Source organism: Cohnella sp. WQ 127256 (genome assembly GCF_024519285.1).
Classification (GTDB): Bacteria; Bacillota; Bacilli; order Paenibacillales; family Paenibacillaceae; genus Cohnella.
In genome coordinates this window covers 262,376-289,091 of record NZ_JAMZCY010000007.1, presented here as the reverse complement: position 1 = coordinate 289,091, position 26,716 = coordinate 262,376, and the positions used below count along the sequence as shown (strand labels likewise).

General features: G+C 45.5%; 16 protein-coding genes and 2 pseudogenes. 5 read left to right on the top strand and 13 right to left on the bottom strand.

Annotated features, from left to right (window positions below; translation table 11 throughout):
• Positions 1 to 99: 99 nt before the first annotated feature.
• Positions 100 to 1,521, bottom strand: coding sequence for a SulP family inorganic anion transporter (locus tag M1K58_RS21405; RefSeq protein ID WP_256760914.1), 1,422 nt, complete (start codon positions 1,519 to 1,521; stop codon positions 100 to 102).
• A gap of 59 nt (positions 1,522 to 1,580) precedes the next feature.
• Positions 1,581 to 2,240: a hypothetical protein gene (locus M1K58_RS21400; protein ID WP_256760913.1), complete on the bottom strand. Its 660-nt coding sequence runs from the start codon at positions 2,238 to 2,240 to the stop codon at positions 1,581 to 1,583.
• 172 nt (positions 2,241 to 2,412) lie between these two features.
• Between M1K58_RS21400 and uraA the strand changes: the two genes are divergently transcribed.
• The gene (gene uraA, locus M1K58_RS21395; RefSeq protein WP_256760912.1) at positions 2,413 to 3,720 is read left to right on the top strand and encodes a uracil permease; all 1,308 of its coding nucleotides are present in this window, start codon (positions 2,413 to 2,415) and stop codon (positions 3,718 to 3,720) included.
• Positions 3,721 to 3,839: 119 nt separating this feature from the next.
• Here the strand turns inward: uraA and M1K58_RS21390 are convergent, their stop codons facing one another.
• The gene (locus M1K58_RS21390) at positions 3,840 to 8,300 is read right to left on the bottom strand and encodes a choice-of-anchor I family protein (protein WP_256760911.1); all 4,461 of its coding nucleotides are present in this window, start codon (positions 8,298 to 8,300) and stop codon (positions 3,840 to 3,842) included.
• A gap of 110 nt (positions 8,301 to 8,410) precedes the next feature.
• On the opposite strand from M1K58_RS21390, the gene M1K58_RS21385 reads away from it, so the two are divergent.
• Positions 8,411 to 9,019, top strand: coding sequence for a 3'-5' exonuclease (locus tag M1K58_RS21385; RefSeq protein ID WP_256760910.1), 609 nt, complete (start codon positions 8,411 to 8,413; stop codon positions 9,017 to 9,019).
• Positions 9,020 to 9,190: 171 nt separating this feature from the next.
• Here M1K58_RS21385 and recQ read toward each other — a convergent pair whose 3' ends face one another.
• The 4 genes from recQ to M1K58_RS21365 all read right to left on the bottom strand — a co-directional run bounded on the left by recQ (position 9,191) and on the right by M1K58_RS21365 (position 15,460).
• The gene (recQ, locus tag M1K58_RS21380) at positions 9,191 to 11,011 is read right to left on the bottom strand and encodes a DNA helicase RecQ (protein ID WP_256760909.1); all 1,821 of its coding nucleotides are present in this window, start codon (positions 11,009 to 11,011) and stop codon (positions 9,191 to 9,193) included.
• Positions 11,008 to 13,365, bottom strand: a complete 2,358-nt coding sequence (gene helD / locus M1K58_RS21375; RefSeq protein ID WP_256760908.1) for an RNA polymerase recycling motor HelD — start codon at positions 13,363 to 13,365, stop codon at positions 11,008 to 11,010. Before helD ends, recQ begins: the two co-directional genes overlap by 4 nt.
• A gap of 172 nt (positions 13,366 to 13,537) precedes the next feature.
• The gene (locus M1K58_RS21370) at positions 13,538 to 13,804 is read right to left on the bottom strand and encodes a metal-sensitive transcriptional regulator (protein WP_256760907.1); all 267 of its coding nucleotides are present in this window, start codon (positions 13,802 to 13,804) and stop codon (positions 13,538 to 13,540) included.
• A 180-nt stretch (positions 13,805 to 13,984) separates the two neighbouring features.
• Positions 13,985 to 15,460 carry a vWA domain-containing protein gene (locus M1K58_RS21365; RefSeq protein WP_256760906.1) on the bottom strand — a complete coding sequence of 492 codons (1,476 nt, stop codon included), beginning with the start codon at positions 15,458 to 15,460 and terminating at the stop codon, positions 13,985 to 13,987.
• 221 nt (positions 15,461 to 15,681) lie between these two features.
• Here M1K58_RS21365 and M1K58_RS21360 point away from each other — a divergent pair.
• Positions 15,682 to 16,521: pseudogene (locus tag M1K58_RS21360) on the top strand (SpoVR family protein); the annotation flags it as partial.
• Positions 16,522 to 16,600: 79 nt separating this feature from the next.
• Here M1K58_RS21360 and M1K58_RS21355 read toward each other — a convergent pair.
• A complete protein-coding gene (locus tag M1K58_RS21355; protein ID WP_256760905.1) occupies positions 16,601 to 17,164 on the bottom strand; it encodes a Uma2 family endonuclease in 564 nt (187 codons plus the stop codon).
• A 94-nt stretch (positions 17,165 to 17,258) separates the two neighbouring features.
• Here M1K58_RS21355 and M1K58_RS29845 point away from each other — a divergent pair.
• Positions 17,259 to 17,541, top strand: a pseudogene (locus tag M1K58_RS29845) (stage V sporulation protein R); the annotation flags it as partial.
• 69 nt (positions 17,542 to 17,610) lie between these two features.
• Here M1K58_RS29845 and M1K58_RS21345 read toward each other — a convergent pair.
• Genes M1K58_RS21345 through hsdR form a run of 3 tightly spaced genes read right to left on the bottom strand, consistent with a single transcriptional unit; the run spans position 17,611 to position 23,782 of the window.
• Entirely contained in the window at positions 17,611 to 19,053 is a 1,443-nt protein-coding gene (locus tag M1K58_RS21345) for a restriction endonuclease subunit S (protein ID WP_256760904.1), read from the bottom strand.
• The gene (locus tag M1K58_RS21340) at positions 19,046 to 20,533 is read right to left on the bottom strand and encodes a class I SAM-dependent DNA methyltransferase (RefSeq protein ID WP_256760903.1); all 1,488 of its coding nucleotides are present in this window, start codon (positions 20,531 to 20,533) and stop codon (positions 19,046 to 19,048) included. The genes M1K58_RS21345 and M1K58_RS21340 overlap by 8 nt, the downstream gene beginning before the upstream one ends.
• Positions 20,534 to 23,782 (bottom strand): type I restriction-modification system endonuclease, encoded by a 3,249-nt coding sequence (hsdR, locus tag M1K58_RS21335; RefSeq protein WP_256760902.1) that lies wholly within the window; start codon positions 23,780 to 23,782, stop codon positions 20,534 to 20,536.
• Positions 23,783 to 23,995: 213 nt separating this feature from the next.
• Here hsdR and M1K58_RS21330 point away from each other — a divergent pair, with 213 nt between their 5' ends.
• Positions 23,996 to 24,895 (top strand): hypothetical protein, encoded by a 900-nt coding sequence (locus M1K58_RS21330; RefSeq protein WP_256760901.1) that lies wholly within the window; start codon positions 23,996 to 23,998, stop codon positions 24,893 to 24,895.
• 42 nt (positions 24,896 to 24,937) lie between these two features.
• On the opposite strand, the gene M1K58_RS21325 is transcribed toward M1K58_RS21330, so the two are convergent.
• Both M1K58_RS21325 and M1K58_RS21320 read right to left on the bottom strand, forming a co-directional pair.
• Entirely contained in the window at positions 24,938 to 25,108 is a 171-nt protein-coding gene (locus M1K58_RS21325; RefSeq protein WP_256760900.1) for a hypothetical protein, read from the bottom strand.
• Positions 25,109 to 25,153: 45 nt separating this feature from the next.
• Positions 25,154 to 26,632: a recombinase family protein gene (locus tag M1K58_RS21320; RefSeq protein ID WP_256760899.1), complete on the bottom strand. Its 1,479-nt coding sequence runs from the start codon at positions 26,630 to 26,632 to the stop codon at positions 25,154 to 25,156.
• Positions 26,633 to 26,716 lie beyond the last annotated feature (84 nt).

Below are 26,716 nucleotides of genomic sequence, written 5' to 3'. Positions count from 1 at the left end.
TATACGGGATCAATGTGGTTATAACGTAAACAAAGGCAGCCTCCCCTATCATCCGGGAAGACTGCCTTTGTCGTTTAAAGCTTATTTTTTCAATAAGTCTTATGCCGTTTTTGATTGCGACTCTACAGCTTGCCGTAACACACGGACATTCTTTCCTTTGTTCTGAAGTCTGTCGACAATTTTGTCCAGTGTTTTCACAGCGGAATGATCCCACACGTGGGTCGCTGTTAGATCGAGACATATATTACTCGTGTCATCATTAAAGTCGATACGATCAAGCAAGGTATCACTGGAGACAAAGAACAATTGCCCGCGCACGCGATAGACTTTCTCGTCGCCGTTCTGCTCTTCCTGAATTTGAAGCTGGGTAGCCGATCGATAGGCATACACAAGTACGCTTAGAAGCACACCCACGATAACTCCTATAGCCAAATCATGCGTTACAATGACAATGGCTACCGTAGTCAACATAATCACGGTGTGAGCTAGCGGCTTTGTGCGAATGTTACGGAAATACTTCCAGTCGAACACCTCGATGCAAACCATCATCATAACCCCTACCAGCGCCGCGATTGGAATGCTGTTCAGCACATCATCAAGCACGAAAACGAGAATAAACAACGCTACTCCCGCGACAAGCGTAGAAAGCCTGCCCCGTCCGCCGACCTTAACATTAATTGCAGATTCCGCAATTAATGCACAGCCTGCCATCCCACCGAAGAAGCCCGTAACCGTGTTGGCGATTCCTTGGCCTTTCATTTCCTTGTCCTTGCTTGTTTTCTCCTCCGTCATCTCATCAATGATCGTCTGGGTCAGAAGCGTCTCCGAATAGCCAACCACCGCTAACGAGAAAGCTGTAGGTAATAATATCCAAAGAGTTTCAAAGGTAAATGGAATGCTTGGGATGTGTAGAAAGGGAATCATGGGCTCGATCGTCGCCAAATCGCCCACCGTATTCAGGTTCATATTTATAAACACGACGATAACCGTCATAAAACCAACTGCGACAAGTGGGGACGGCACCAACTTCGTAAATTTGGGCAAAATATAGATGATTGCCAGTGTAGCGATAACCATCGCATACATAAGCCACGACTGACCTTTGAAATATCGCAGCTGTGAAATAAACAGAAGAATGGCTAGGGAATTAATAAACCCGGTAATGACTGAATGCGGCACGAAGCTCATCCATCTTCCAAGCTTAAATAGTCCCATCGCCAGTTGGATAATTCCTGTAAGAATGGTCGCCGCGAATAAATACTCGACGCCATGCTGGGCCACGAGTGCGGTCATTAGGACAGCCATAGAACCGGCAGTGGATGATACCATTGCCGGTCTTCCGCCAAATATCGAAATTAATACTAGAATACATATCGTCGAGTAAATGCTAATCATCGGATTAACGCCCGCAATGAAAGCGAAGGCAAGCGAGTCTGGAATTAATGCTAGAACGGTCGTTATTCCAGCCAACACATCTGCACGTATGTTAGAAAACCATGTTATTTTTAATTGCTGCAGCATTTCCGTGCTCCTTATCTCGCTGCTCTAATGCACCTGGAAGGAGACCTTAGATCGTTTGCCTAGGATTTGGGTTCCGTGCTTTTCGAAGGTTTGGCTCTCCGCTTTAGATGGTTCTGGTGAGAGGCCTCAAGCAGACGGTTCATTCCCTCTGCGAATTGTTCGTCGGATTCAGACTTGTCTATTTTAGAATCGGGAAACCGGATATCCTTGATCTCCCAATTGTTCGTAACTAGATTATGCTTGAAGCCTGTGGACAATAAGAACTTCCTTCTGTTGTCCTTATATTCAGGAGCTTTCAGCTCCACTGGCTGAGACTGCACGGTTTCCAGATCTTCCTCTGGCTCAACAACTGGAGCAGGCTTAATCCCGCGAGCTTCGTCAGCTTTCATCTTCTCATGCTCAGCTAGTGATATCGGTTTTGCGGGTTTGTTCCCTTTAAGCCAATCAAGATCATGACGCATTCTCGTATTGATTACATAGTACGATTTGCCACGAATATTCTCTTTAGGAATTTCGTCATACAGCTCTTTACGTTTCTTGAAGCCATCGATAACACGCTTGATCTGTTCTTTCTCGATATCGATTGGAACAACCTCGTTCCCTGGCATATACACATCACACATCACTTGTTTAAACAAAAATTCCCCCAACTCGGAATCAAAATAGTTGGAGAAGGTTACAGCAATTTCTTTCTTATTAATCGTAATCGTTTGGTTCAAAGTAAATCCTCCTCGAGACTGAAACGCATTAAATCTTATTATATCCCAAAATGAACGAAAGAGCAGTAGCTAAGTCTATTAAAGATAACACTTGCCAAAAGAACGAGGGACTATGTAGAATCAACAAAGATAATGTCATCTGAAGACGAATATTAATATGGAGGAACTATTAATGAGAAGAGAAATTGGAGTACACGAAAGACCCCCGCTTGGTCAAAGCATTACCCTGAGTTTACAGCATCTCTTCGCCATGTTCGGATCAACAGTGCTCGTTCCGAATTTGCTTGGTGTAGACCCAGCTGTTTGCTTGCTAATGAACGGAATCGGGACATTACTGTATTTATGGATTTGTAAAGGAAAAATTCCAGCATATCTGGGCTCAAGCTTCGCCTTTATCGCACCTGTAGGCGCTATCATCGGTAGCCACACTGTACCGGGAGATGGTTATGCGGCTGCGCTTGGTGGTTTCATTGTCGCTGGTCTGGTTTTCACTCTCCTCGCACTAGTCATCCAATTGGCTGGAACAGGTTGGATTAACGCCGTATTCCCGCCCGCTGCAATGGGAGCTATCGTTGCTGTTATTGGATTAGAGCTTGTTCCTACCGCTGCATGGATGGCTGGTTGGATTGCACCTCCTGGTGCTGAAAACTGGACTCCAGATTCTGATGTGATTATTCTCTCGGTCGTTACACTGCTCGTAACAATCCTCGGATCCGTCTTATTCCGCGGCTTTATGCGGATCATTCCTATTTTGTTCGGAATTATTACGGGATATGTGGTCGCCTACGCGATGGGACTTGTTAAATTCGATTCTGTATCCGTATCCAAATGGATTGACGCTCCAACCTTCACAACGCCGGTTTTTGATTGGTCCGCTATTCTGATTATCCTTCCAGCATCGCTTGTCGTTATTGCTGAACATATTAGCCATCTTGTCGTCACCGGGAATATAGTTAACAAAGATTTGTCCAAAGATCCAGGACTTCACCGCTCAATGCTAGGAAACGGAATTTCAACGATGCTGTCTGGCTTCGTAGGCTCTACGCCTAATACGACATACGGTGAAAATATTGGTGTATTGGCGATTACTCGCGTCTATTCCACATTCGTCATCGGAGGCGCTGCGGTATTTGCTATCGCGTTATCGTTCCTTGGCAAATTCTCGGCACTGATTTCCAATATTCCGGTTCCGGTTATGGGCGGTGTATCCCTACTGTTGTTCGGAGTTATCGCTGCATCCGGCTTTAGAATGCTCGTAGAATCTAAAGTGGATTACAGTAAACCAACCAACCTATTCCTAACGACAATCGTCCTCGTAACAGGCCTCAGTGGTGCAAAGATTACATCCGGAGACTTCACTCTTTCGGGTATGGGCCTTGCCACAGTTGTTGCTATCGTCTTCAGTCTGCTGTTCAAGCTTTTCGAGATTACAAAGTTGGCTAACGATCACGATGAAGAGGCTTCTGAGCCTAAGAAATAATTAAGGTTATTCAACTTACTATACGTCCATCAACAATAAAACCCGTTCCTTCCCTGTTAGTTGTAATAGGGAGGAACGGGTTTTTGTTGATAGCTGTTCGTGTTATAAGAATAGGATATCTACTTCGTCATCATTTGCATTAAGATGGCTAGTATTTTCGCTGTTTCAGCGCGCGTTGCTGTATCCTTTGGTGCGAACAGAGTTTGTCCAGCAGATGTTTTACCACTTATCATTCCTGCTTGCTGCACTACCCTCAGCGCATTGGTCGCATAGGCTGGTACTTTTCCTTGATCCACGAAAGTTATAGCATCCACATTGCGAGGTAGCGTAAAGTTCATAAAGGCTACATAACGTGCTATTAAGGTTACAAGCTGCTCCCTTGTGACGAATGCTAGCGGATCGAACAAATCTTGACCAGTTCCACCGGCAATTCCATTATCGACTGCCCATTGGATTGATTTCGAATAATAACGATCAGAGTCTACATCTGTAAAACTAGAAGCTGAATTTATACTGAGATCTGCATTCGCCAATCTCGCCAGAATGACTATAAGATCCGCGCGCGTAATCTTGTTCGCAGGAGCAAACTTGTTATTTCCAATGCCTCCAATGACACCTCTAGCTGCTAGATAAGTAATATAATCTTCGGCAAAGCTAGAGGTAGTATCTGTGAACTGTTGCTTATTGTAGCCAATGACGTACTTGGATGAGCCGTTACCGCTAAAGCTCACTGTTCCCGTTGCTGGATCATAGTGACTATAAGGCAGTAAGACTAACTTACCCGTATCGGAGAGTGAATAGACTACAATGGCGTTACTATCCTCGTTCGCAGCAGGCTTATACGGTAAGCTCAATCCTACGGCTCCACCACCGTAACTCATAACCGTCTTGCTACCTGCTGATACGATGATCTCAAATACAGGTCTGCCGCTCACTATCGCATTAGAGCCCGTAGCTCCGGTAGTTTTCTTAATGGTTATAGACACTTCACCGCTAGGTGCACCAGCTAAGATTGCATTCAAAGCCTTTTTGTCAAAGGTAACGGCTCCAATACTTCCGTTAATCGTAATAGATGAGACGCTACTGCCTGCAATCAATGTCAACGAGTCTGCAGGAATATTGAGGATGGCTTCTCTTGCATCTCCTGTAACCACGGCTTTGAATTCCAATGCTGCCGCTACCCCGTTGACTGCTGCTTTGTTCGATGCTGCAAGAGCTTCGGCTACTTGAGTTGCCGTGAATGTCGCTTCAGCTGTTCCGGTATTATTAGTCGTAGCTTTAACCTCTGTAGTCACTTTCGAACCGTCATTAACCGGAGGTTTAGGTGTTTCAGGGCTTGTACTTCCCGTTCCCGTTCCTGTTCCTCCACCTGTGCCCGGATTGCTCGTTCCAGGATTCGTACTCTTCGCTGTTACGGTAAAGGTAACCTGCGCTTCACCATAACCGTCAGCGCTAAGTGCAGTAATCGTTGCGGTTCCCACGGAAACTGGAGTTACATTCCCTTGAGCGTCCACACTAGCCACCGCAGAATTTGAGGATGACCACGTTACCGTAGCCGCACTTCCCCCCATAGGTGTAACGGTTGGCGTAAGCTTGGTTGCCGTATCTCCCACCTTAGCAGAGATCGTCTTCTTATCGATCTCAACCTTAGTCACATTCAACTGTAGCACCGCTACCGTACCCCCGACTTCGTAAGCGACTAGTAAGAGTGGCAATCCTGTTGGGCTATCCGCAGCCGGGATAAATTCAATTCCTTCAGGTCCTGTGTCTGTACCTAGAACGTTAGTGCTATCGAACACACGCGTGTTAATATAATTCGCAAAAGTCGCGTTGGCGGGATCCGTGACATCGTAGGTCATAATCCCACCGATACGTTCCAAGCCAACGAAGGCGAATACTTTATTACCGACTTTGCCGGTTTTGATATCCTCTGGCTCCGGTCCTTTTTTCGCGCTGCGGCTATCGAGATCTAAATTATTGTGCCCTGCATTAAAATATTGGGCATGTCGGCTTGCCGTAATTCTCTCAAAATCGCTACCGCTATCATACACTTGGTTTAAGGAATCTGCTTCCCATATCGAGAACGACCGTCCGCCATACATATAGATGCTGTCCGTCCCCATATCGCTAAGCACTTCGACTTTATCGAACATCTTGCCTTTGTCCTTCAAGAATAGAGCTGCTTCCGAATTCGGATCTAGCTTACCCTTAAGCTTCTCAACCTTACTTGAGCTCACTCTTGTAAAGGGCTCTGTTACAGGCCACTCTGTTGCATCGCCCTCATTAGCCGTAAACAAGTAGGTTTTGCCGCCAATGCTGTGCGTTGCAATCCCATCTGGCATATATAAGCCTTTGAATGGAACGTTCTCTAGCTTGATTGCGCCATCCTTTACGAGATCAAGGACGTTCCTAGCATCGTTGAAGTCCTTAAAGCCTAGGGATTTGACGGAGATAACACTCTTGTTCGCAATATCTATCGTTGCAATCGCATTGTTCTCCTGCAAGGAGACATAGGCCTTCTTATAATCTGCGGATAACGCGATATATTCGGGTTCAAAATCTCGCACTGCATCCGCCTTTGTACCCTTTGTTGTGATTTGTCCATCGAGTCCAGCAGGTCCGCGCACATGTACATCATCAGCAATGACATCTGGCTGATCAAACTTCACATGGGTAATGGAACCTTCCGTCGTGTCCACAATCGTAATTGAGCCCTCTGGATCGACTAAGCCTGGACCTGAGCCCATCCGCGGCTCTCCCTCATCAGCGGTTAAAATATAACGGCCATCAGGAGTAGATTTGATCATATCTGGCTGCACGCCAGCGGGGTAGGTTTTGAGTAGATTCCCCTCGTAATCCAAGATGAGAATCTTGCCGGCCTTAGAGTAATCGGCTTCTTGCACCGACACGGCAATCTTCTTCGTCGTTGTATTAATATCAACACTAGTCAGGTCCCCATAAGCAAAGTCGCCGCCCCTCTCGGACAATTCCTTTACGTTTAGACTTGTATCCTTGGTCAACGTTGAGCTCTGAGTCAAGCTCACGATATCCAGTGTCGGCGGATTGGTAGAGCCGTTAACCAGATAGAACTTACCGTTGTCCTTGTTATATTTCACAATCTCCGCTACTCCGCCATCCGCATTCGTTGAACCTACCGAATAGGAGCCGATTTTGGTGACATTAAGAATATCCGTGTAATGAATATCCTCTGGCATTATCGTAAGCGGCAGCTTCACGTTCCTAACAAACGCGGAGCCATCTGTAACGATTACATTTACCTGAATTGTCGCTGCCCTGCCTGGGCTTGGAGTGCCCGATATTTCACCTGTCGACTCGTTCATTACTAGTCCGGAAGGCAATCCGGTTGCCGAATAAGTTAACGGTGCTGTTCCACCCGTAGTGAGGATGCTGGCGGAGTAAATTTGACCGATCGTCGCATTCGGTAAAGTCGTTGTCGTTATGGCTAGATTATCATTCGCTTGTCCTACATTTAAAGTGAAGAGCTGACTTGCAACCTTAGAAGAGCTGTCGGTTACCTGAACCCCAACTGTTGCTATACCCGCGCTACCTGCCGCGGGTGTACCTTCGATTTTTCCATCGTTATAATTCAACCCTACTGGTAAACCCGTCACGTTAATTGCATAAGGGGAATGTCCTCCGTATACAGCATCGGATATCGAGTGAGAGTAGGGAGTGCCAATTGTAGCTCCAGGCAACGTCGTATTCGCGATACCCAATGGGGCGTACCATGCTCCCTCTATTCCGCTGTGAGGTTTAATCTCAGCTAGTCCAGCCAATTTTGCCGCTATTACCTCGGGTGTATCCGTGATTTTAATGATCAGATTATCGTAATTGGTTTGCTTAAAATCAGCCTTATTGACATCCGAATCTTTGAAATTTACACGACGAAGCGCATTTTTCTTGGACGTCCCCCCCGTGTCGCCTGTAGGGTAATCTGTTTCAAACTCGTCGATCGTGCTGCCTGGATCATTACTGCCTGTTCCCAGCATATCTACAAAGCCATCGGGCTTCGTGAGGAATGGATTGTCTGCGATCGGTGTTGGAAGCAGGTTTTGATTGCTCATGAGGGCAACCTTCATTCCTTTATTGTTGATCCAACGATCCCAAGTCAAATCCGGTGATGTCATATTAAGAGCAGGACTATTTGCTTTCGTTTCCTTAGCCGTTATGAGAAAAGAGGAATGAGCACGTATGACGTACTGACTTCCGATAATATCAAGCTTCTCCCAAGCTTTCGTCGGACCAGTTATTGAATTATCGCCCCTATCGGCATATTGAATCGACCACCCGTCTAGGCTGACATCACTATCCGTTGGGTTATACAATTCTATGAATCCGTGGGAAACTCCGACAGCATTATCGGTTTTTAATCCCGCTCCGTACACCTGATTAATAACAACGTGAGGAACTGACTTATCATAAATCCCGTTAGAATCGTAAGGTGTACCCGGTTGTACTAACGATGGAGCCGCCAAGACTGAGCTACCATTGTACAAAGTACCCATTGCAATTGTGGCGGATAGTAGAATAGATAACCCTTTTCTGCTATAATTTTTCAAGCTTTACACTCCTCATTGTGATCGTTTTTAATCATTGTATAGGACCTGTGTTTTCACAATTAACAGCTTTATGTAATCGGAATGTAAAAATAATAGAGGGGGCCTAGTTAATGAAACTAGATAACATAACGGTACTAGACTTCGAGACTAGCGGCTTGGATCCAGCGCGTGATCGCGTCATTGAGATGGCGGCCATTCGTTGCTTCGGAGGCGAAATCGTCAGTCAATTCAATACCTTAATCCGTTTTGATGGAGTTCTCCCTCCTAAAATTACGGAAATCACCGGAATCACCTCTACGGACTTGGTAAATGGGATGGATGAAGAAACAGCTTTCCGCATCCTCAACCGACTGATTGGAGATAGCGTCATCGTCGCTCATAACGCCATGTTTGACTTGAGCTTCCTACATCATACTTTGCTGCGGTTGGCTAACCGTTCTTTTAATAATTCGTTCCTCGATACGTTAACGATTTCGCGTGCCCGTCATACATATCCGCATAACCTGAAAGAAATGTGCGACCGTTACGGCATCGTTCTGGACGGAGCGCATCGTGCACTGAACGATGTATATGGCTGCTGGAAGCTGCTTGAGAAGATGAACGAGGAACAAAGCATGGAACCTGACTTGAACGTGCTTGGTTACATGAAAAAATTCGGAATACCTAAGTGGTATCCTCAGCATGCGAGTATTGTACCTATTGAGATTAAATATGCTTAAGAGATAGATAGAGCACATTGAAGTGACCCATTTTGCAATGAGTGCGCCAGTCCAACCCCCAATCACAGTCGGTTTTTTCGGCTTAGAGTGGGGGCGGATTGGTCTGTGACAAAGTTAAAGGGGCTGCTCGGACGCCATAGCTATGGCATCGGAGCAGCCCCCAACCTCTTGTTATCTATATTGTTGGATAAGTTCCAAGAAAGCTTGTCCATACTTCTCGTATTTCGCGTCTCCGATCCCTTTGACCGAGCGCATCGCTCTCTCTGTCGTTGGCATCGCTTGGCACATTTCCCGAAGTGTCGAGTCGTGGAAAATTACAAAAGGCGGCAGGTTAGCAGCATCTGCAATCTGCTTACGTAACTGACGTAAAGCGTTGAACAGCTCAACATTAGTAATAGTACCTGTCGACGAAGAACCACCGGAACGCGAGGAGGATGATTTACTGCTTCGAGTTACTGGTGGAGCCTCTGGTTCTACCCTGCGGAAGACGCGTGATGCACCCTTCATCACATCGAGAACCTGCTCAGTCAGTTGGATGGTCGGATAAGCCGAATCTGACATTTGTAAATATCCGTCCGCAACGAGTGCATGAATCAGCTGTGTGAGCTGCTTCTCCGGCATTTGCTTCAACAGACCATAAGTTCTTAGTCGATCAAAGTTAAATTGCCGCACCTTCGCATCATTTGCACCTCTAAGCACCTTCGCTGTCATCGTTACGCCAAACCGTTGTCGCATCTCGGACACGCAGGCAAAGATCAACCTCGCTTCTTCGGTCACGTCCTGCTGCTCCCGAGAATCCGTACAGTTCGCACAAGTCCCGCAAGCTTTACTGTTCTCTTCTCCGAAATAACGAACGATGGTCTGCTGAAGACAATCTCCGGTATGCGAATACTGAACCATCTCATTAAGTAGTCGGTAATCGTTTTTCTTCCGCTCATCGCCAGCCTCACTTTGATCGATGAAAAACTTTTGCGTTACCACGTCCTGAGGTGAGAATAGTAGCACGCACTCTCCCGGATCACCATCCCGTCCAGCACGACCTGCTTCCTGATAATAAGCTTCCAAATTTTTAGGCATATTGTTGTGAATGACATAACGAACGTTGGATTTATCGATCCCCATGCCGAAAGCGTTCGTTGCCACAATAATTTGCACATCATCCTTCTGAAAAGCATCCTGAGTGTGCGCTCGCTCCTCTTCACTCAGACCCGCATGATACTTTCCAACTGGAATACCCATCCCATGTACGAATGAAAATACACTCTCCACCTCGCGACGGGTTGAAGCATAAATGATACCTGCCTGATCGCGATGCTCCTTAACGAATCTTGCGACATAATCACGTTTGTCCGCGTTACGAACGACTGTTAATGCAAGATTGTCGCGCGCATAGCCCGTTGTAACCCGTACAGGCTCCCGTAGCTTAAGCCGATCCACGATATCGTCCTTGACGACATCCGTAGCCGTTGCCGTGAATGCTGCCATCACCGGTCGAGTATCAATATCTCGAAGCAGCCGAGTAATGGTCATATAACTCGGACGGAAATCATGGCCCCATTGTGATACACAGTGAGCTTCATCTACCGCAATGAGCGGTACTTCAAGCTGACGTACGAGTTCACGGAAATACTCGGATTCTAGTCGCTCTGGCGCAATATATAATAGCTTGTAGTGTCCGGCCGCCACATCTCTCATGCGTTCATTCGTCTCTTTCACAGATAACGAGCTATTGATGAAAGTCGCCTCGATACCCGCAGCATTTAGCGAATCCACCTGATCCTTCATTAAGGAGATAAGCGGTGAAATAACCAAAGTAACCCCAGGGAGCAGGATCGCTGGGATTTGATAACAAATCGATTTCCCAGCCCCAGTCGGCATAATTCCTAACACATCTTTACCTGCGAGAATCGCTTCGATCAACTTACTTTGTCCCGAACGAAACTCATCATAACCATAATAGGTCTTTAAAGCCTCAATCGCCGCAGCATTCATGATTTCAACTCTCCTTGATCAGGAAGCCAAGGAGAAGCTTGACCTGTATGATAAATGTGTAAAATATGCAGCGCGCGCGTACAAACTGTATACAATAGCTTTCGATCCTTTTCCTTGCCATAACGCGCGCTAGAAGCGTCCCATACGAGAACAGCATCGAACTCGATCCCTTTGGCCAAGTAGGAAGGTAGCACCGAAACCCCTTTCGGTAGCTCTGCAGAGCCTCCCGTCACAAGCGTAACTGGCACTTCATCGGGTAGCTGTTCCTTGAGCAGTGCTGATGCATTCCCTGTCTCATGCGCTGTCTTCGTAATTACACCTATCGTACCGTAGCCCTGAGCTAGCAATGAATTAATATCTGCTGCAAGCAAGTCGCTTAGTTGTCCGCCATCCTTACAAGCGATGACCTTCGGCACCTCACCTTTACGCTGAAAAGGAATAATATCTACGGCATCTTCCGCTGCCAGTATGCCTTTCGTATATTCCACGATCTGCTCCGTCGAGCGATAACTTGTTGTCAGCCTTAGAACAGATGTTACCTCCGGTGCCATGAGCCGAGTCCAACCGCCGAAACCACCACTCTCCTGCGATTGCAGGTAGATCGCTTGGTTGAAATCTCCGAGAACGGTCATCCGTGCTCTTGGATAACGCCGACGCAAATAGGCCGCTTGGAACGGGGAATAATCCTGCGCTTCGTCCACGAACACATGAAGAATATCGCCTTCCACCCTGCGGAATCCTTCCAAAGCTTCCGAGAGATACATGAGTGGAGTCGCATCCTCATGATCGATTAATTTACGCCCAATCGTATCTTCTACGCGCTGAAGCATCCACTCGCAGCCTTGGGGTAGCTTGCTGTCTGGAGAACATAAGGTGAACAACGATCTACTTTCGAACAATTGACGGTAAGTCGCAACTTCATCCAGAAAGCGATAGCTCCGTATCGCCTTTACAAGGGGATCTATCGCAGCTTCTGCCACTCTACGTCGCAATCTCGCACTCATCTGATCTTCATCATCGAAAGCTTCATCATGGAAACCGCCGCGCCGCCTTACATCTACGTAAGCACGCTGGATTTCTTCGCTATCTACAAGCTCTGCCGCTTCTTCCAGCCAAGCTTCATCCATCTGAGAGTCTACCCACAATTTTACCCGTTCAAGTAACCAACGACGAACTCCTGCAGCCCGAATACCAAAGCCTTCCGACGCCCGGATGCCGTAAAATTGCTTCGACATTTCCTCCTCAGATACGATGGTCATATTGCGGAACCGCAATGGACGAAAGCGGATCCCCTCTTTCTCTAGCCGTTTCAAGTAGTTCTCTACTGTAATGAAGAAATGCTCCGAGCCTTTATACCGGATTGCTTGCTCTCTCGCTTCTCCTTCGGTCGATCCATCCTCAGCCGCTAATGCTTCTGTCTGCGAGAATAAATCCTCCACCTCGAATCTGCGACCCAATCGAGCCTCGATCAGTTCTCTGAACGTCATCTGCCGCATATTCGCCTCACCTAAGTCCGGCAAAACGCGCGAAATATATCCTTTAAACACTGGATTCGGAGAAAACAGAATAATCTGATCCGGACTAAGCGTCTCCCTAAATCGGTAGAGCAAATAAGCGATTCGCTGCAATGCAGCTGACGTTTTCCCGCTTCCCGCTGCACCCTGAACGACGAGCAGCTTATGCTTTTCATCCCGGATAATCCAGTTTTGTTCCTTCTGAATCGTCGCCACAATGCTCTTCATCGAAGTGTCTGAGCCTTCAGACAACACGGCTTGCAGAATCTCATCACCAACCGTCTCAGACGTATCGAACAAATGCTTCATTTGTCCTCCACGAATGACGAATTGGCGCTTGAGCATGAGTTCTCCTTCCATCTCCCCATCCGGGATACGATAGGATGCAGGACCTGGCTCATGATCATAGAACAGACTCGACACTGGTGCACGCCAATCGTATACGAAGAACGTGTCTCCATCTTCACCGACAAGTGAGGCACGGCCGATATAGATTACTTCTGTTTCGCAGCCTTTTTCCGCAAAATCAATCCTAGCAAAATAAGGCGAATCGAACTGTTTCGTAAGCCGCTCTACTGCTTCTGACGCAACCCTATGGCTACGTTCCCGCTCCGCGAGCAATTCAGCCTGCTGCACGATACTGCTCCATGTCTCACCGACCTCCGTCGAATCGGAGAAGTTCATCCTCACATCGTCCCAGAATTCCTGACGGATTCCGACGACGTCATCTCGGCGATCTCCGAGCAGCGACAGCTCCTTGCGCATCCGTCTGCTTACTTGCTCAAGCACGACGAGCAACCGCTTCTCTTCCTCATCGCGAGGTAAATTTGGTTCGTTCATCCTACTTCTCCACTCCCCATACAAATCCTTCGTATTCTATGTTGTATCATGCACATCCGACGAGTGCAACCTTTCACTTATAAATTATGGATATGAAGTGTGATGAAAGACCTCGCACATTGTCCAGTGTGCGAGGTCTTGATCTTTGCCTATTTGCTTTTATCCAATTTGTTTAGCGACTTTTCACCAACAGCTCCATCGCTTCCTTCACCAATCTCTTCGTATCTCCGCCAGCAGCCTGCTCTTCTAGAATGCACTGCTCTAAATTTTCGGCCACGATTGTAGCGATTGCCTTATCAGCCGCACTGCGTACAGCAGACAATTGAGTAATGACATCCTTACAATTTTTTCTTTCCTCCATTAATCGAAGAACACCACGTACTTGTCCCTCTAACCGTCTCAGTCTTTTCTTGACTTCATCGTTGTATTCGTATGCCATCTCAGCAACGCCTCCTCGATCAATTATTCATACCTATATGGGTATATTATAGATCAAAAAATAAAACCGATCCATTCTCTTATTCAATCAAGCGCCGAATCCGATCAAAAAACCCTCCAACAGCCGAACATTCGGATGCTGGAGAGTTCGAGACAAGATCAGGATTTCATCCTTATTGTCCTAGTTGCTCAGTTCGATCGCTCGTTCCACTAAATCTATGAACGCCTTCTGCTCCTTGGTCTGAGCGTTTTGTTTTGCCAATTGACGTACTTTCTTCAGATCGGCTACACTCACTCCTTCTTCGTCACGTAAAGCCTCAGCAAACTTAGCTACTGCAAAGAGAAACTTTGTATTCTTCGATAACTCATCCGTGAGGTGAATCTCTTGTGTTAATTCACGAATTTCCGCAGTGTCGTCATTCTTATAACGGATCGTGATTTCCCCGAAATCGCCCGCAGCTTTATTCGTCAATCGTACTTGGTAGAGCGCCGTGACAGAATGTCCGGCCCCGACTTCCCCTCCGTCAACCCGATTGTTACGGAAATCCTGATCAGAAATCGCACGATTTTCATAACCAATTAAACGATAACTATCAACTTTCTCGGGGTCAAATTCCACCTGGATTTTGGCATCTTTCGCAATGGTCAGCAATGTTCCTGTTAATTTTTCTTGAAATACCCTTTTAGCTTCTTTCCTATCCTCAATATAAGCGTATGCTCCATTCCCTTTGTCAGCCAATTGTTCCATGAGAACGTCATTATAATTGCCCATTCCATAACCGAATGTACTTAGATAAATATTCTGCTCGGAATATCGCTCAATTTGTGCCAAGATGCCTTCAACACCAGTTTCACCAACATTAGCAACACCATCTGAGCATAAAATGACCCGATTTATTTTGTTCTCTTCAAACGTTTCATTTGCCATTTGATAGCCTAGTAGCAAGCCTTCTTCTACATTCGTGGCATTCTCGATTTTGATTTCTTTGATCGCATCTAGAATAACTCCCCGTTTGTTGACCAATGTAGGATCCAAAACTTTATGTGCGGTGGAACCATATACCACGATGCCAATTTTATCATCCTCTTTTAACTGTTCGACGAGTAGCTCTAAGCTTTCCTTAACCAGATCAATTCGGTTATCCCGATCCATCGATCCGGATACATCGATAACAAACGTTAAATTTGCCGGTTTACGTTCCTCCGAGTCTATTTCTTTTCCTTTAATCCCAATTCGGACGAGTTGATGGTTGTCTTTAGCGAAAGGGGAAGGACCAGCGTCTACTTGAATGGAGAATGTATCATCCGTTGGCGGTTCATAATCAAGGTCGAAATAATTAATGAATTCCTCTGTGCGTACCGCTTCGTGAGGAGGAAGAGCTCCGTCTTCAATATAGGCTCTTGCAATCGTGTAAGCTCCTGTATCCACATCAACAGCAAAGGTTGATACTCGATCATCCTCGGTATTCACGAAGGAATTCTTTCCATAATCCTGGAAGAACATATCATCATCCATGGCTTTAATCGGAGCATCTTGCGCTTCACTCATCGCTGATAAAGGTGCAGAGTCATTGTTTCTATCATTGCTAGAAGAACTACACCCGGAAACAATCATTCCGCTTACGATGATCAATATCCAACTCAGCTTCCTTTTCATTTGAATTCCCCCTTTAGGCCCCTCTATCGGGCGCCTTTAACCCATCATAAGAGGAATATCCATTTTTAGGCAGTACCAAGTTTTAATGGTACCTTGAATCCAAGAGTCATAATCGAAGACTGGGCTTCACCAATTTAATCATTATTGTACACACATCCGGCAGTTCCCACATATACATAATGTGGTGAAATCTTTGTTTAAGTCAGGGGGCTAGGCTTAACATGAATGACGAGATGCAACAAGAGCTTGAAAACTCCATAGAGGAGATAACTGCGATTGCCGAAGGGTTCGAGCTGGACTTCTATCCTATGCGCTATGAGATCTGTCCAGCGGATATCATCTATACGTTCGGTGCTTATGGAATGCCTACCCGCTTCAGCCATTGGAGCTTCGGAAAAACCTTCAATAAAATGAAGATGCAATACGATCTAGGCCTGAGTAAAATTTACGAGCTCGTCATCAACTCTAACCCTTGCTATGCCTTCCTTCTCGATGGCAACTCCTTGGTTCAGAATAAGCTAATCGTCGCTCACGTTCTCGCCCACTGTGACTTCTTCAAGAACAACGCTCGCTTCTCCATCTCTAATCGCAATATGGTCGAAAGTATGTCTGCTGCTGCCGATCGGATAAGTCAATATGAGCTGGAGTATGGAACTGCACAAGTCGAACGTTTCCTTGATGCAGTCATGGCTATTCAGGAGCATATTGATCCCTCTCTGCACAAGCCATACGGTCTGGACAAAAAGCATTATATGGAGCTGCGGCAACGCAATGATAAATCCAAAGACCGCAACGCTAATCCCTATGCCTCCCCTTATGAAGATCTGTGGGGACTCGAAAGCTTTGAGAATGCAAGTGGCAGCACAAACAAACAAGACGAAGAATCCGTCGAAGCACCTAAATTTCCGATCAATCCAGAAAAGGACGTCGTCTGGTTTATCCAAGAGTTCTCCTCCTCATTAGAGGATTGGCAACGAGATATCATGAGCATTCTACGCGAGGAAATGCTCTACTTCTGGCCTCAGATTGAGACGAAGATCATGAACGAAGGCTGGGCTTCGGTCAGCTAAGGTGCTTAGATTTCTGGGGACAAAAAATAACCGGTCGAGAGTATATCTCGCCGGCGAATTGTATTTGTTATTATAGACTGAACAGTCTGTTCATAGGCACTTGTAAATCTTTAAAGACAATGGATCGGATTGTTTCCTGCTCCGTATATAAATGACGCACCTGGTAGCTTCCGTCCTGTATCGCATATACATGAACCGTTCGATTCCCAGGATCGACAATCCAATATTCTTGCACCCCATGCTTTTGATATAAGTTGAACTTTTCATTAAAGTCCTTCAATGCAGTGGAAGGTGACAGAACTTCAATGATTATAGTCGGCGCACCGTGACAACCGTTCTTGGATATTTGGTCCTTAGAGCAAACAACCGAAATATCCGGTTGCGTGACTTGATCAGGTGACTGATAATCTTCACTCTCGCTGAAGAACACATCAAATGGAGCAACGAACACATAGCAACTCCGATTCTGAAAGAATGTCCTTAGAGCGAAATGAAGCTCACCAACAATAAACTGATGCAATGAGGTTGGAGCCGGCGACATATTATAGGCTTTGCCGTTTATTAACTCCCACGTTCCGTCCCAGGTCAGCCAATCTTGATAGGTATGGATTTTCTTCTCATCTGGATTTGACACAATGTTCGACCTCCTTTCTGATCTTGCGTTTGAACTTTTACTAATTGTACCATGATCAAACGGATCGTTGCTAATTTTTACTCGTTCATTATCAACGGATAAATCATGGGAGAACATACGTGATCAGCTCGCTTATTCGCGAGTGAATGGCAGCGTCCCTTTTCTAATTGTAAAAGATGGGGATATGGGGATTAATTGCGCAATGGAGAGCTTTACTTGCTGCACCAGTTCGAATCCGCTGAACTTGATTTGAAGTATGTGAGCGTACGCTCCCTTATATTTATTAGTTGAGAGGGAAATCTGTTTATCTCGAGACAATTGTGGAGTGTAAAAGTTTGCTTATTGCGTATGATGGGAAGAAAGTGAGCCGTAAATAAATTTAAGATCGAAAAACCCTACGCTTCGCGCGGGCTTTTTCGATCTTAAATTTATACTCTATTGAGCACTTATTGTCTGACAATTTGTTCAAGCAAATCCATTGCATTTTCTTCTGTTAAATAGTTTGTATCTAGATCTCCTCTAAAAGCTTTTGTCATAATTGATTGCGGCAAAAATTCAATTATGTCATTAATTTTATCTCTATTTGCATCTACATAGTCAATCGTGGTAAAAAGAGAATTTATCTTATTAACTATTTCTTTTTGTTCAGCAAACGATGGTAAGGGAACCCATATCGAGCGAATATCTTCTAGTCCTAAACCAGCTTTAGTTGCTCCTCTTTGCCTCTTAAGAAATTGTTTATAGCCACCTTCTCTGGAAGCAAAGAAGCAAGCAACGTATTCAGGACAAATACCTTGCAATGGTCTTGCGAGAGCAACATGTTGATTAATATAAGCATCAGGAAACTCATCGGGGACCAATCCGATCATTCCCACATCTCCAGTAATAGATACTAAGATATCGTTCCGTTGAACTTTGGTTCTGGTTCCCTCCGCACCATCTGGAGGTGATACATGCTGTTCTGACGTTAAATCAATTTCAATGCTATTTCTATTTAGGTTTCCTATTCTGATAAATAAAGGTCCCGTTTCAGAATAATATTGAGCCCAGCCTCTTGAACCACTTGTAACAAATGAAAATAAATCTTTTGATAGAGCCCAGTTCCATTCATTTGGAATCGAATAGATAGGTATCGATTGACTAAGAGCTGTTTCAGTTCTATCTTTTGTCCAATTAGTTAATCTTGAAACGTTATTGTCTTTTCTCCACTGCCTAGTCAACTCTCCTTGAAAAGCTTTCTTCAATATTGCCTGGCGTATCTCCAACGTATTTGAAGGAATACTCTCAATTAATTGTTTGGCTTGATTGATTTTGTCCAGCAGTCTTTTGACTTTGTCGGCAATTCGTTTTTGTTCGTTTAAAGAAGGGAGTGGCACTGCAAGTCCACCTAATATTTGAGCGTTAGCACCTGGTTGAGCGCTACCTTTTTTTACTACTGTTATTTGATTCCAATACATTGGACTCTTCATGTAACTCCATAAAAATTCAGGAGTAATTACGGAGCTTGTTCTAAGCCTAATTAAGTATGAAGCAAACACAGAATGTGGTGGCTCCTTGATTAAATAACTCTTTCCTGTAGTTGCCCCAGTTCTGGCTACAACAATATCATTTGATGAAAGCAGATACTTCTCAGTATCTCTCTCTGAAATTTCACAAAAAGGAACACTACCCCAATTAACAGAGTTATCTTGAATATCTGTAATTCTTAGATAATGGGGACCTACTTGATCAGATGTTGATGATGCAGTATAACCATACTCCACTTTTTCTAAGCAAGAAGAAAGCTTAATCCAAACCCAATTCTCAGGCACTTTATAAGGCTGTTCCTCTTCCGGAACCAGAGCATCTTTCAGCAACTCTTCAACCGACTTCGCGCTTTTCTTACTCATTGTTGTATACCCCGGTTGTTTCCGCGACTTTTAACAATTCCTGTTTGCTTTCTTCGTAAGCATTCTGTTTTGTCTCAACAGCCCTCAATTCTGCTACGACTTCTCCGAGTAACGCTAACGCTTCTTCTAGCTTAGCCATCGCTTCTTCTGCCGAATCGATTGGGTCAGGGAGATTGTCATAAGCAGACAGCGATTCATCTGCAATCAAGCCAATATCCAGGCTGTCATCCTTCTTGCAGATCTCCGCACGTGTAAATACGTTAAACCGTTCATCCTCTACTTTCGTACGATTCTCAGCAGTATACGCCGTCACGAATGCGTCAAAGTGAGCCTTTGTCAGCGGTGTACGCTTGCCGAAGCTTGGCATATTCGTGCGCAGATCATAGACCCATACATCCTTCGTGCTATCCTTATCCGTCTTCTCACGCGTAAAGAATAATACGTTCGTTTTCACACCTTGCGCGTAGAAAATCCCTGTCGGTAAACGCAAAATCGTATGCAGGTTGCATTTGTCCATCAAGTCAGCACGAATCTTAGCACCCACTCCGCTTTCAAACAACACATTGTCCGGAAGGACAACCGCCGAGCGCGCTGTACCATTCGCTCGCAAGGCACGGTAAATATGCTGAAGGAAATTCAGCTGTTTGTTCGTTGTCGTGAATGTTAAGTCGTCACGAGTCGGACGTTCTCCGCCTTGCTTCGTACCGAACGGTGGATTCGTCATGATAACGTCGAAGTTTTTCAGGCTTTCTCCATCGTTAGAGAGTGTATCACCCAACATGATCTCACCATGAATATCGTGCAGCATCGCGTTCATCATCGCCAAACGGTGCGTATCCTTGACTAATTCGACTCCGGTGAACGCTTTATTTTTCTGGAACTCAGCATCCTTTTCACCAAGATCGAAATAATCATCTGTTTTGCTACGTACATGCCGATCCGCTGCGATCATGAAACCGAACGTCCCTGCGGCAGGGTCGTTACAACGCTCGCCTGGCTGCGGGTCTACCAGCTTTACAATGACATCAATCAACGGACGAGGCGTAAAATATTGCCCCGCTCCTGATTTCGTCTCACTAGCATTCTTCTCCAATAGTCCCTCGTACAGATCACCGAGTCCTTCTTCCTTCGCGCTGTACCAATCAAGCTGATCAATAGACGTAATGATTTTCTCTAAGTTTTTCGGTTCGTTAATGTTCGAAGATGCATTCAAGTAAATCTGCTTAATAATCTCGTTACCTTGTATGCCGAGATCAAGGAGCAACTTGCGGTAATGTTGCTGCAATACTGTTCCGTGCCGAGTGGTCAAGGAATCCCAACGATACTCCTCGGGCAGAATGGTTTCGTTGTCGGTTTCCTTCATCATTTTCAAAAATAGCAAGTACGTCAGTTCAGTCACATATTGATGATACGTGATGCCATCATCACGCAGTACGTTACACAAGTTCCAAAGCTTCTGTACAATATCCTGATTACCCATTTATGCAAGATCCCTCTTTCGTGGTGTGTATAGCGCTGTATTGATTGTCGTTACAATTGTCTCCATCTCGCCGTCGAAAATCTTATTCAGCTGCTTGTAGCCGCCCTTGCTCTTAAACGGCTCAACTTCGAATGCCTTCTCCGGGTTTGGGTCCAGCACCGATTCCTGTAGCAGTTGCTTCTCAATACGCTTCAACCAGTCCTTCTGGACCTTCGACCAGACTTTCATATCATATATCTTTTTCATCGCACCCTCAATGCGCTCTTCATGGCTAATTAATGGGTCGCCCAACGCTTGCTGACGGATAAAGCTGATAATGTCCGCCGCGATATCTTCATTCTTCGCGTCCCGCCATGCCGCCTGTAGCGTTTTCTCTGAGTAGCCTTGCTGATCTAGCGCTACACGAAGCTTCCGCAGCTCATCGCGTGTCAGATCATTCGGACGCGTACAAATAATCGTGAGGGCTGGAATAAGGTTTAAATTCTCTTTTATGAAGGAATGGAACCCTTCTAAATAATCCTCCGGTTTCTGGGCATTGCCATAACCTCGCGTGGTCGAGATCAGCTTATCCTCATGTTCAGAAATATAAATTCGATGGGACCTACCGCGATTCTCATCGATAAATCCGACGAGCGTTTTCTTTCCCTGTAAGTCAGCACCTGCCTGAAGTGGACTCATGTTCTTCAGATCAGCGATAAATTGTTCGATACTCATTCCGCCGGACAGCGCCTTAAAGTCCTCTTGATCCTTAGCCGTCCAGGTACGCTTCTTGCGTTGTATCTTGGCAATGATCTCGTCCTTGTGCTGCTTTCCCTGTTCTTCACTCTCGAGTTGAGCAAGCTCTTCTGCGAGTACATCCAGTGTTACAGTCGGTTTGGTCACGACTGGCTTCATATCCGTGTACGGCTTCAAGCTCTCGTAAATCCCAACAGCGTCATAGATCATAAAATGGTCTTTCTCAATCTCATCACAACGTCTAGTTGCTCTTCCAAGCATCTGCTCGTACAAAATCCTTGAACGAACACGGCGAAGAAACACAAGATTCGTAATGCTCGGAATATCAATACCTGTCGTCAACAGATCGACTGTAACAACAATACTAGGCATTCGCTCATTTTTAAACAACTTGATCGCATGAAGCGGATCTTTGATCGAACCCGTGATTTTCAGAACCGCATTGTCGTCTACCGCGCCGTAGACCTTCTCAAGCTCCTCTTTAAATATCCGAACAACCATATCCGCATGATCATCCGTTGCCGCGAAGATGAGTGTCTTCCCTTCCGATTCAGGATCGATATACTTTGTGAGTTCTTCCAGTATGACACGGTTAAAATTCTCCGTAATAACGGTTTTGTTGAATTGAGTGACTTCAAGGTTAATCTCGTCCTGTAGCATTTCCTTATCGATATTACCGGAAGAGATATCATACACCGCAACCTCTTCTCCTACCTGCCACTTAATCCCGTGTTTCTTCAGCTGAGTTTCGAATTGCATTGGCGGTTCATGATCAATCAAATAACCGTCGATGACAGCTTCTCGGTACGAGTAGTTGTATACCGGGCGCCCGAATATTTCAACCGTATGTAGAGCTGGCGTAGCCGTCAACCCAATTCGTACCGCGTCGAAATAGTCCAGTACCTTGCGATACTTGCTTACATAATCCTCATGGTCTCGAAACTCTAGTTCAAGCTCGGACATTTCTTTATCAAGCGTATAGCCACGATGGGCTTCATCAACGATTATGCAGTCATATTGATCAACCGAAGGGATATCCGTATCATCTGATTCACTGTAAAATAACCGTTTGACCATTCCCTGTACGGTAGCAATCTGGACTTTGGTCTCTTGATTGGGCTTCTTATCATCCAATGTGTGAAGCTCAAAAATCTCAGTAAATGAATGATAGCTCTCCAGCTTGGAATCCTTGAAAGCCGCCTCAGCTTGACGACCAAGCGCTGAACGATCGACGAGGAAGAGAATACGCTTGAAGCGATTATGTTTAATAAGACGGTATATAAGACCGATCGCCATTCTCGTTTTCCCTGTACCTGTCGCCATCGCGAGCAGCATATTACGTTCTCCTGTTTCAATCGCATGTTCAACGGACAAGATGGCATCCTCTTGATACGGACGCAGCTTGAGATAATCCAATGTCTCATCCTTCAGGGCTTTGCCTGCTTCCTCCATATTCTGCTGCAACAAACTCTTCAGCCCGTGCGGCGAATACCAAGCTTGCAATGGACGTGGATGATTCGTAGACTTACGTGCGTCAAGGAACCATATACCTGACATATGCTTGAGCTGTTCCAGGTACGGACGCCCATTCGTGGAAAACAAGAATGGAACCTGATAGTTTCCCCATGGTCCATGAATGATCTCGTCGCCGTGGCGAACTACCTGCATGGCATATTTTTTCGCTTGCGCGATATCTGCCTCTACGTTTCGACTGATCCGTTTGGCTTCAACAATTCCGACTAGCTCTAAGCCGCAAAATAGCGCATAGTCCGCAAATCCGGTCTTGAGCGCCCATTCTGCAATCGCGAGATTACGTCCCTTTTCCGGACGAACACCAAGACCAAAGCGAAGCTTCTGTGAATCGACTTCCCAACCAGCTTGACGTAGCTTCTCATCGACAATAAGCCTGGTCTCGGCTTCAGTTAACGTAAATGCGCTTCCTATCTGCTTGGATTTAGTGTGACGTTTCTTCTTATCCTCATTGGTGACGGTTGTCTGCTGCTGACGTAGAGTGTCCAACTCCTGTTGAATTTGCTCCATCTTGGATTCATAGGAATGAGCTAGCTGAATCAGTTGCTCTTGATTGCTTGAGTTATCCTCTTGAACAGGCTCTTCGTAGTCGATCGGTGTAAAATCCCAGTCACCGTATACTTGCATAAACCACACGCTAAGACGGAACCCAAGCTGAGTCAGCGCCTGAGCTTCACGGGTCGAGCCGTAGCCAGCTTCGTGTGCGGCTTTATTTCCTATTTTGCGTAGCGTATGGAGCATATCCACGACCTCATCGGTCAACAGATCGTCCCGCTGCAATTGGGACAATCGATCAACTTGTGTTAGCCCTCTAGTCTCGTCCATCTCTTCCAATGCGTATATGTATTTGGTTAACGTTTCACCGAACATACGGAGCTTAATTAATGATGTATTCGGATCAATAAAGAGATTCCGTTCTGCCATCTCTCCTAGGTCGGACAATATGTTCCAGCGACTCTCAAGAAATCCAAAGTTTCCGCCCATCTATTGCTGTACCTCCTGTAACGAACAGTTAGTTCAATAGTAATAGTTTAATAGGCTTAATTCGACACCTCGTCCTAAAAAACCTTCATAATTGGAAATTCCAAGCGTATACATAAAACGAGGACCTCATTCAAGTTAACTTCCACAACCGGTTAACCTCAAGCCAGTCAAGGGGTATTGCGTTAACCTTATCGAAGGAGAAGTGTGGAAGCTATGGTAGATGTAACATTCGGGGTAAAGGTCGCACCAGAAATTAAAGAAAAGATCAACCAGTTCTTCAAAGACTCGGACTTTGATACGCAGAAGGAATGGTTTGAGCATCTGCTCTCTATCTATGATTTACACCAGTTGAAGAATCAGGACGGTACGAAGCGATATGCCAGCGATTTGGAATATATCGAGCAGAACCTTACACGCATTCAAGAAACCATCGTGCAGATGATGAAGAAAACAGCCGATGAGGTGGCACATAAAGAAGCAGAGTGGATAACAGCATCGGACGAGCTACAGCAGCAACTACAGCAAAACGAGCAATTGCGTAAAAATTTAGAATCCCAATTAACTGAAACAGAAGGGCAGGCAAATCAGCACAAGAAAAATCTAACCGAGCTTCAGAAGCAAAGTAGCGTTCTCGATGAGCTCTGCACAACATTAAAAAAATCCTTGCTTGATAGAGAGGTAGAAATCGAAGCTATAAAACGCGAACGCATTCATTGGTTATCCTTGGACTATCCAGCTACAATAAATCACATAACGGAAGATAATCACTCCCTCAAACAACAATGCCAGATGCAACAGCATCAGATCGATCTTCTGCGTATGGAATATGAGAAGAAATTGGAAGTTGAACAATTAAGAACGGAGTTTGCCAGGAAGGAAGTCGAGTTGCTCCACCTGTCCCTGCGCAAATCGCTCAAAGAAGTTACGGATGCACCAGTTCGTAAAAGAGGACGTCCGAAAAAAGACGAGTCTATACTCTCTGACAGCGGGCAGCAACAACTACCTACTGATGGTGGTGATGAAGCAGACATAGATCAAGATCAGGAATACGATCTACCATATGATGCCGAGGATTTACAAGAAATGCTCGGCGATGAGCCTCCACAACCGTAAAAGGAATAAACGTAACCCCCGTCCGAATCCGGCGGGGGCATCTTAATGATATTCAATTAATTGTGGTAGATAAGGCGGCTCCTTCGATCGACAATTAATTAGCCCTACACCCACATTGGGATCACTAATGCTGAATATTGCATATTCAGAGTCAACCACATATTGCTCCGCTAGTTCTTCCACCTCATCCTCTGTTGAATAAACGATCAACATCTCTTCCAAATCACCACAAACGAGATACCAATGCTTGTCCATCGTCTATAATGGTTGCAAACGAATTTCAATATCTTCATCGCCATGGATAATTACATTTTGAATCAGTGTTTGAATTATTCCTTTTGCTTGTTCGACCGGCAACAAATCCATAGCGGTAATGATATTGTTTACTTTATTGTTTAATTCCTTTTGAACCTGTCCTATATCCACCGCTTCGACTTCTCCCTGAACCACTTTCTCCAACCCGGTTAAAATCTGGTCCAATCTTGCCTTCTCCTCATTCAAATCATCCAGCTCAATTAAGCCCGAGGTATAGGCTTCTATTTTCCTCTTATAGCGCACCTTCGCAGTGTTTGCCTTTTGCTCTAGCTGCTCCCACTCCGATTTAACGACCGCTTCCTTAGCCATGATTGTCAAGACGCCTGTAGTATCTTCAACGAGTTGAAGCAATCCTTCCTTAAACCATTCCTCGACCCTATCGGCACGGTACTGCTTACTTGTACAAGTCCCTTTATTCTTATTTGCCGAGCAGCGATAGACACGATATCGTTTGTTAAGCGATCCGGAAAAACCGATACTCATACCAGAACCGCAGTTTCCGCATTTCAGCATACCTCCCATTAGATGTGGGCTTGTCTGGGCTCTTGGTGCCAAGGAAGGCTGTTCCATACGCTTATTTACACGTTCCCATATTGGCTTCTTAATTATAACTGGAATACAGTCTTCCACATTCACCCACTCCGTTTCATCCTTGTCTTTGCGCTGTGCTTTGCTCGAATCTTTCCGATTCCAGACCAATGTACCTTTGTAAGCGGGGTTCGTTAACATCAGCTTAACCGCCCGAATGGACCACTCTTTCCGCTGCCTGGACGGAATGCCTTCCTCGTTTAATCTTCTGGCAATGGAATAAAAGCCGAGACCTTCATTCAAATACAAATCGTACACCCTCCTCACAATTTCCGATTCCTTGTCATTTATAACCAAGGACTTGTCCACCAGGTCATACCCATATGGACTTTGCGTTAACCATTTTCCGGTACTGGCGGCATGAAACATATTCTCAAATACACGCTCGCGAATACGCTCCCGCTCAAATTCTGCCACTGCCCCTAGAACCTGCAACGTCAATCTACCGGATGGTGTATTCGTGTCGAAGGACTCGCTTATCGATACAAATGAAACTTCATAATCCTGTAATAAATCAATCAGATTGAGCAAATCCAGCAATCTTCTGCTCATCCGATCTAGTTTGGTGACCATGATTCTAGAGACGCTACCGTTCTTAACTGCATGAAGCAGTCGCTTAAGTTCCGGACGTTCCATGTTCTTGGCTGAATATCCGTCTTCTACAAAGATCTGTACTTGATCCAACCAACCCATAGCTCGGCAATAGGCTTTCAGGCGTTCCTGCTGTTCATCGAGCGAGACGCCCTCTCTAGCTTGCTCATCGGTCGAAACTCGGCAGTACAAAGCCACGGAACGGAGGTTAAAGGATTGATCTTTATGCTGTTTTCCGCTCATGACTCCCCCTCCCCTTGTCCATACCTATGCCTGTCCTCTTGTAGTTATGTTAAATCAAAGGGGTTGTCCATTCGACCTTGCCGC

Bases quoted from the DNA above. Each gene is read 5' to 3' on its own strand.
- M1K58_RS21405 (WP_256760914.1), bottom strand. From the start codon at position 1,521: ATGCTGCAGCAATTAAAAATAACATGGTTTTCTAACATACGTGCAGAT.
- uraA (WP_256760912.1), top strand. From the start codon at position 2,413: ATGAGAAGAGAAATTGGAGTACACGAAAGACCCCCGCTTGGTCAAAGC.
- M1K58_RS21385 (WP_256760910.1), top strand. From the start codon at position 8,411: ATGAAACTAGATAACATAACGGTACTAGACTTCGAGACTAGCGGCTTG.
- recQ (WP_256760909.1), bottom strand. From the start codon at position 11,011: ATGAATGCTGCGGCGATTGAGGCTTTAAAGACCTATTATGGTTATGAT.
- helD (WP_256760908.1), bottom strand. From the start codon at position 13,365: ATGAACGAACCAAATTTACCTCGCGATGAGGAAGAGAAGCGGTTGCTC.
- M1K58_RS21370 (WP_256760907.1), bottom strand. From the start codon at position 13,804: ATGGCATACGAATACAACGATGAAGTCAAGAAAAGACTGAGACGGTTA.
- M1K58_RS21365 (WP_256760906.1), bottom strand. From the start codon at position 15,460: ATGAAAAGGAAGCTGAGTTGGATATTGATCATCGTAAGCGGAATGATT.
- M1K58_RS21345 (WP_256760904.1), bottom strand. From the start codon at position 19,053: ATGAGTAAGAAAAGCGCGAAGTCGGTTGAAGAGTTGCTGAAAGATGCT.
- M1K58_RS21340 (WP_256760903.1), bottom strand. From the start codon at position 20,533: ATGGGTAATCAGGATATTGTACAGAAGCTTTGGAACTTGTGTAACGTA.
- hsdR (WP_256760902.1), bottom strand. From the start codon at position 23,782: ATGGGCGGAAACTTTGGATTTCTTGAGAGTCGCTGGAACATATTGTCC.
- M1K58_RS21330 (WP_256760901.1), top strand. From the start codon at position 23,996: ATGGTAGATGTAACATTCGGGGTAAAGGTCGCACCAGAAATTAAAGAA.
- M1K58_RS21325 (WP_256760900.1), bottom strand. From the start codon at position 25,108: ATGTTGATCGTTTATTCAACAGAGGATGAGGTGGAAGAACTAGCGGAG.
- M1K58_RS21320 (WP_256760899.1), bottom strand. From the start codon at position 26,632: ATGAGCGGAAAACAGCATAAAGATCAATCCTTTAACCTCCGTTCCGTG.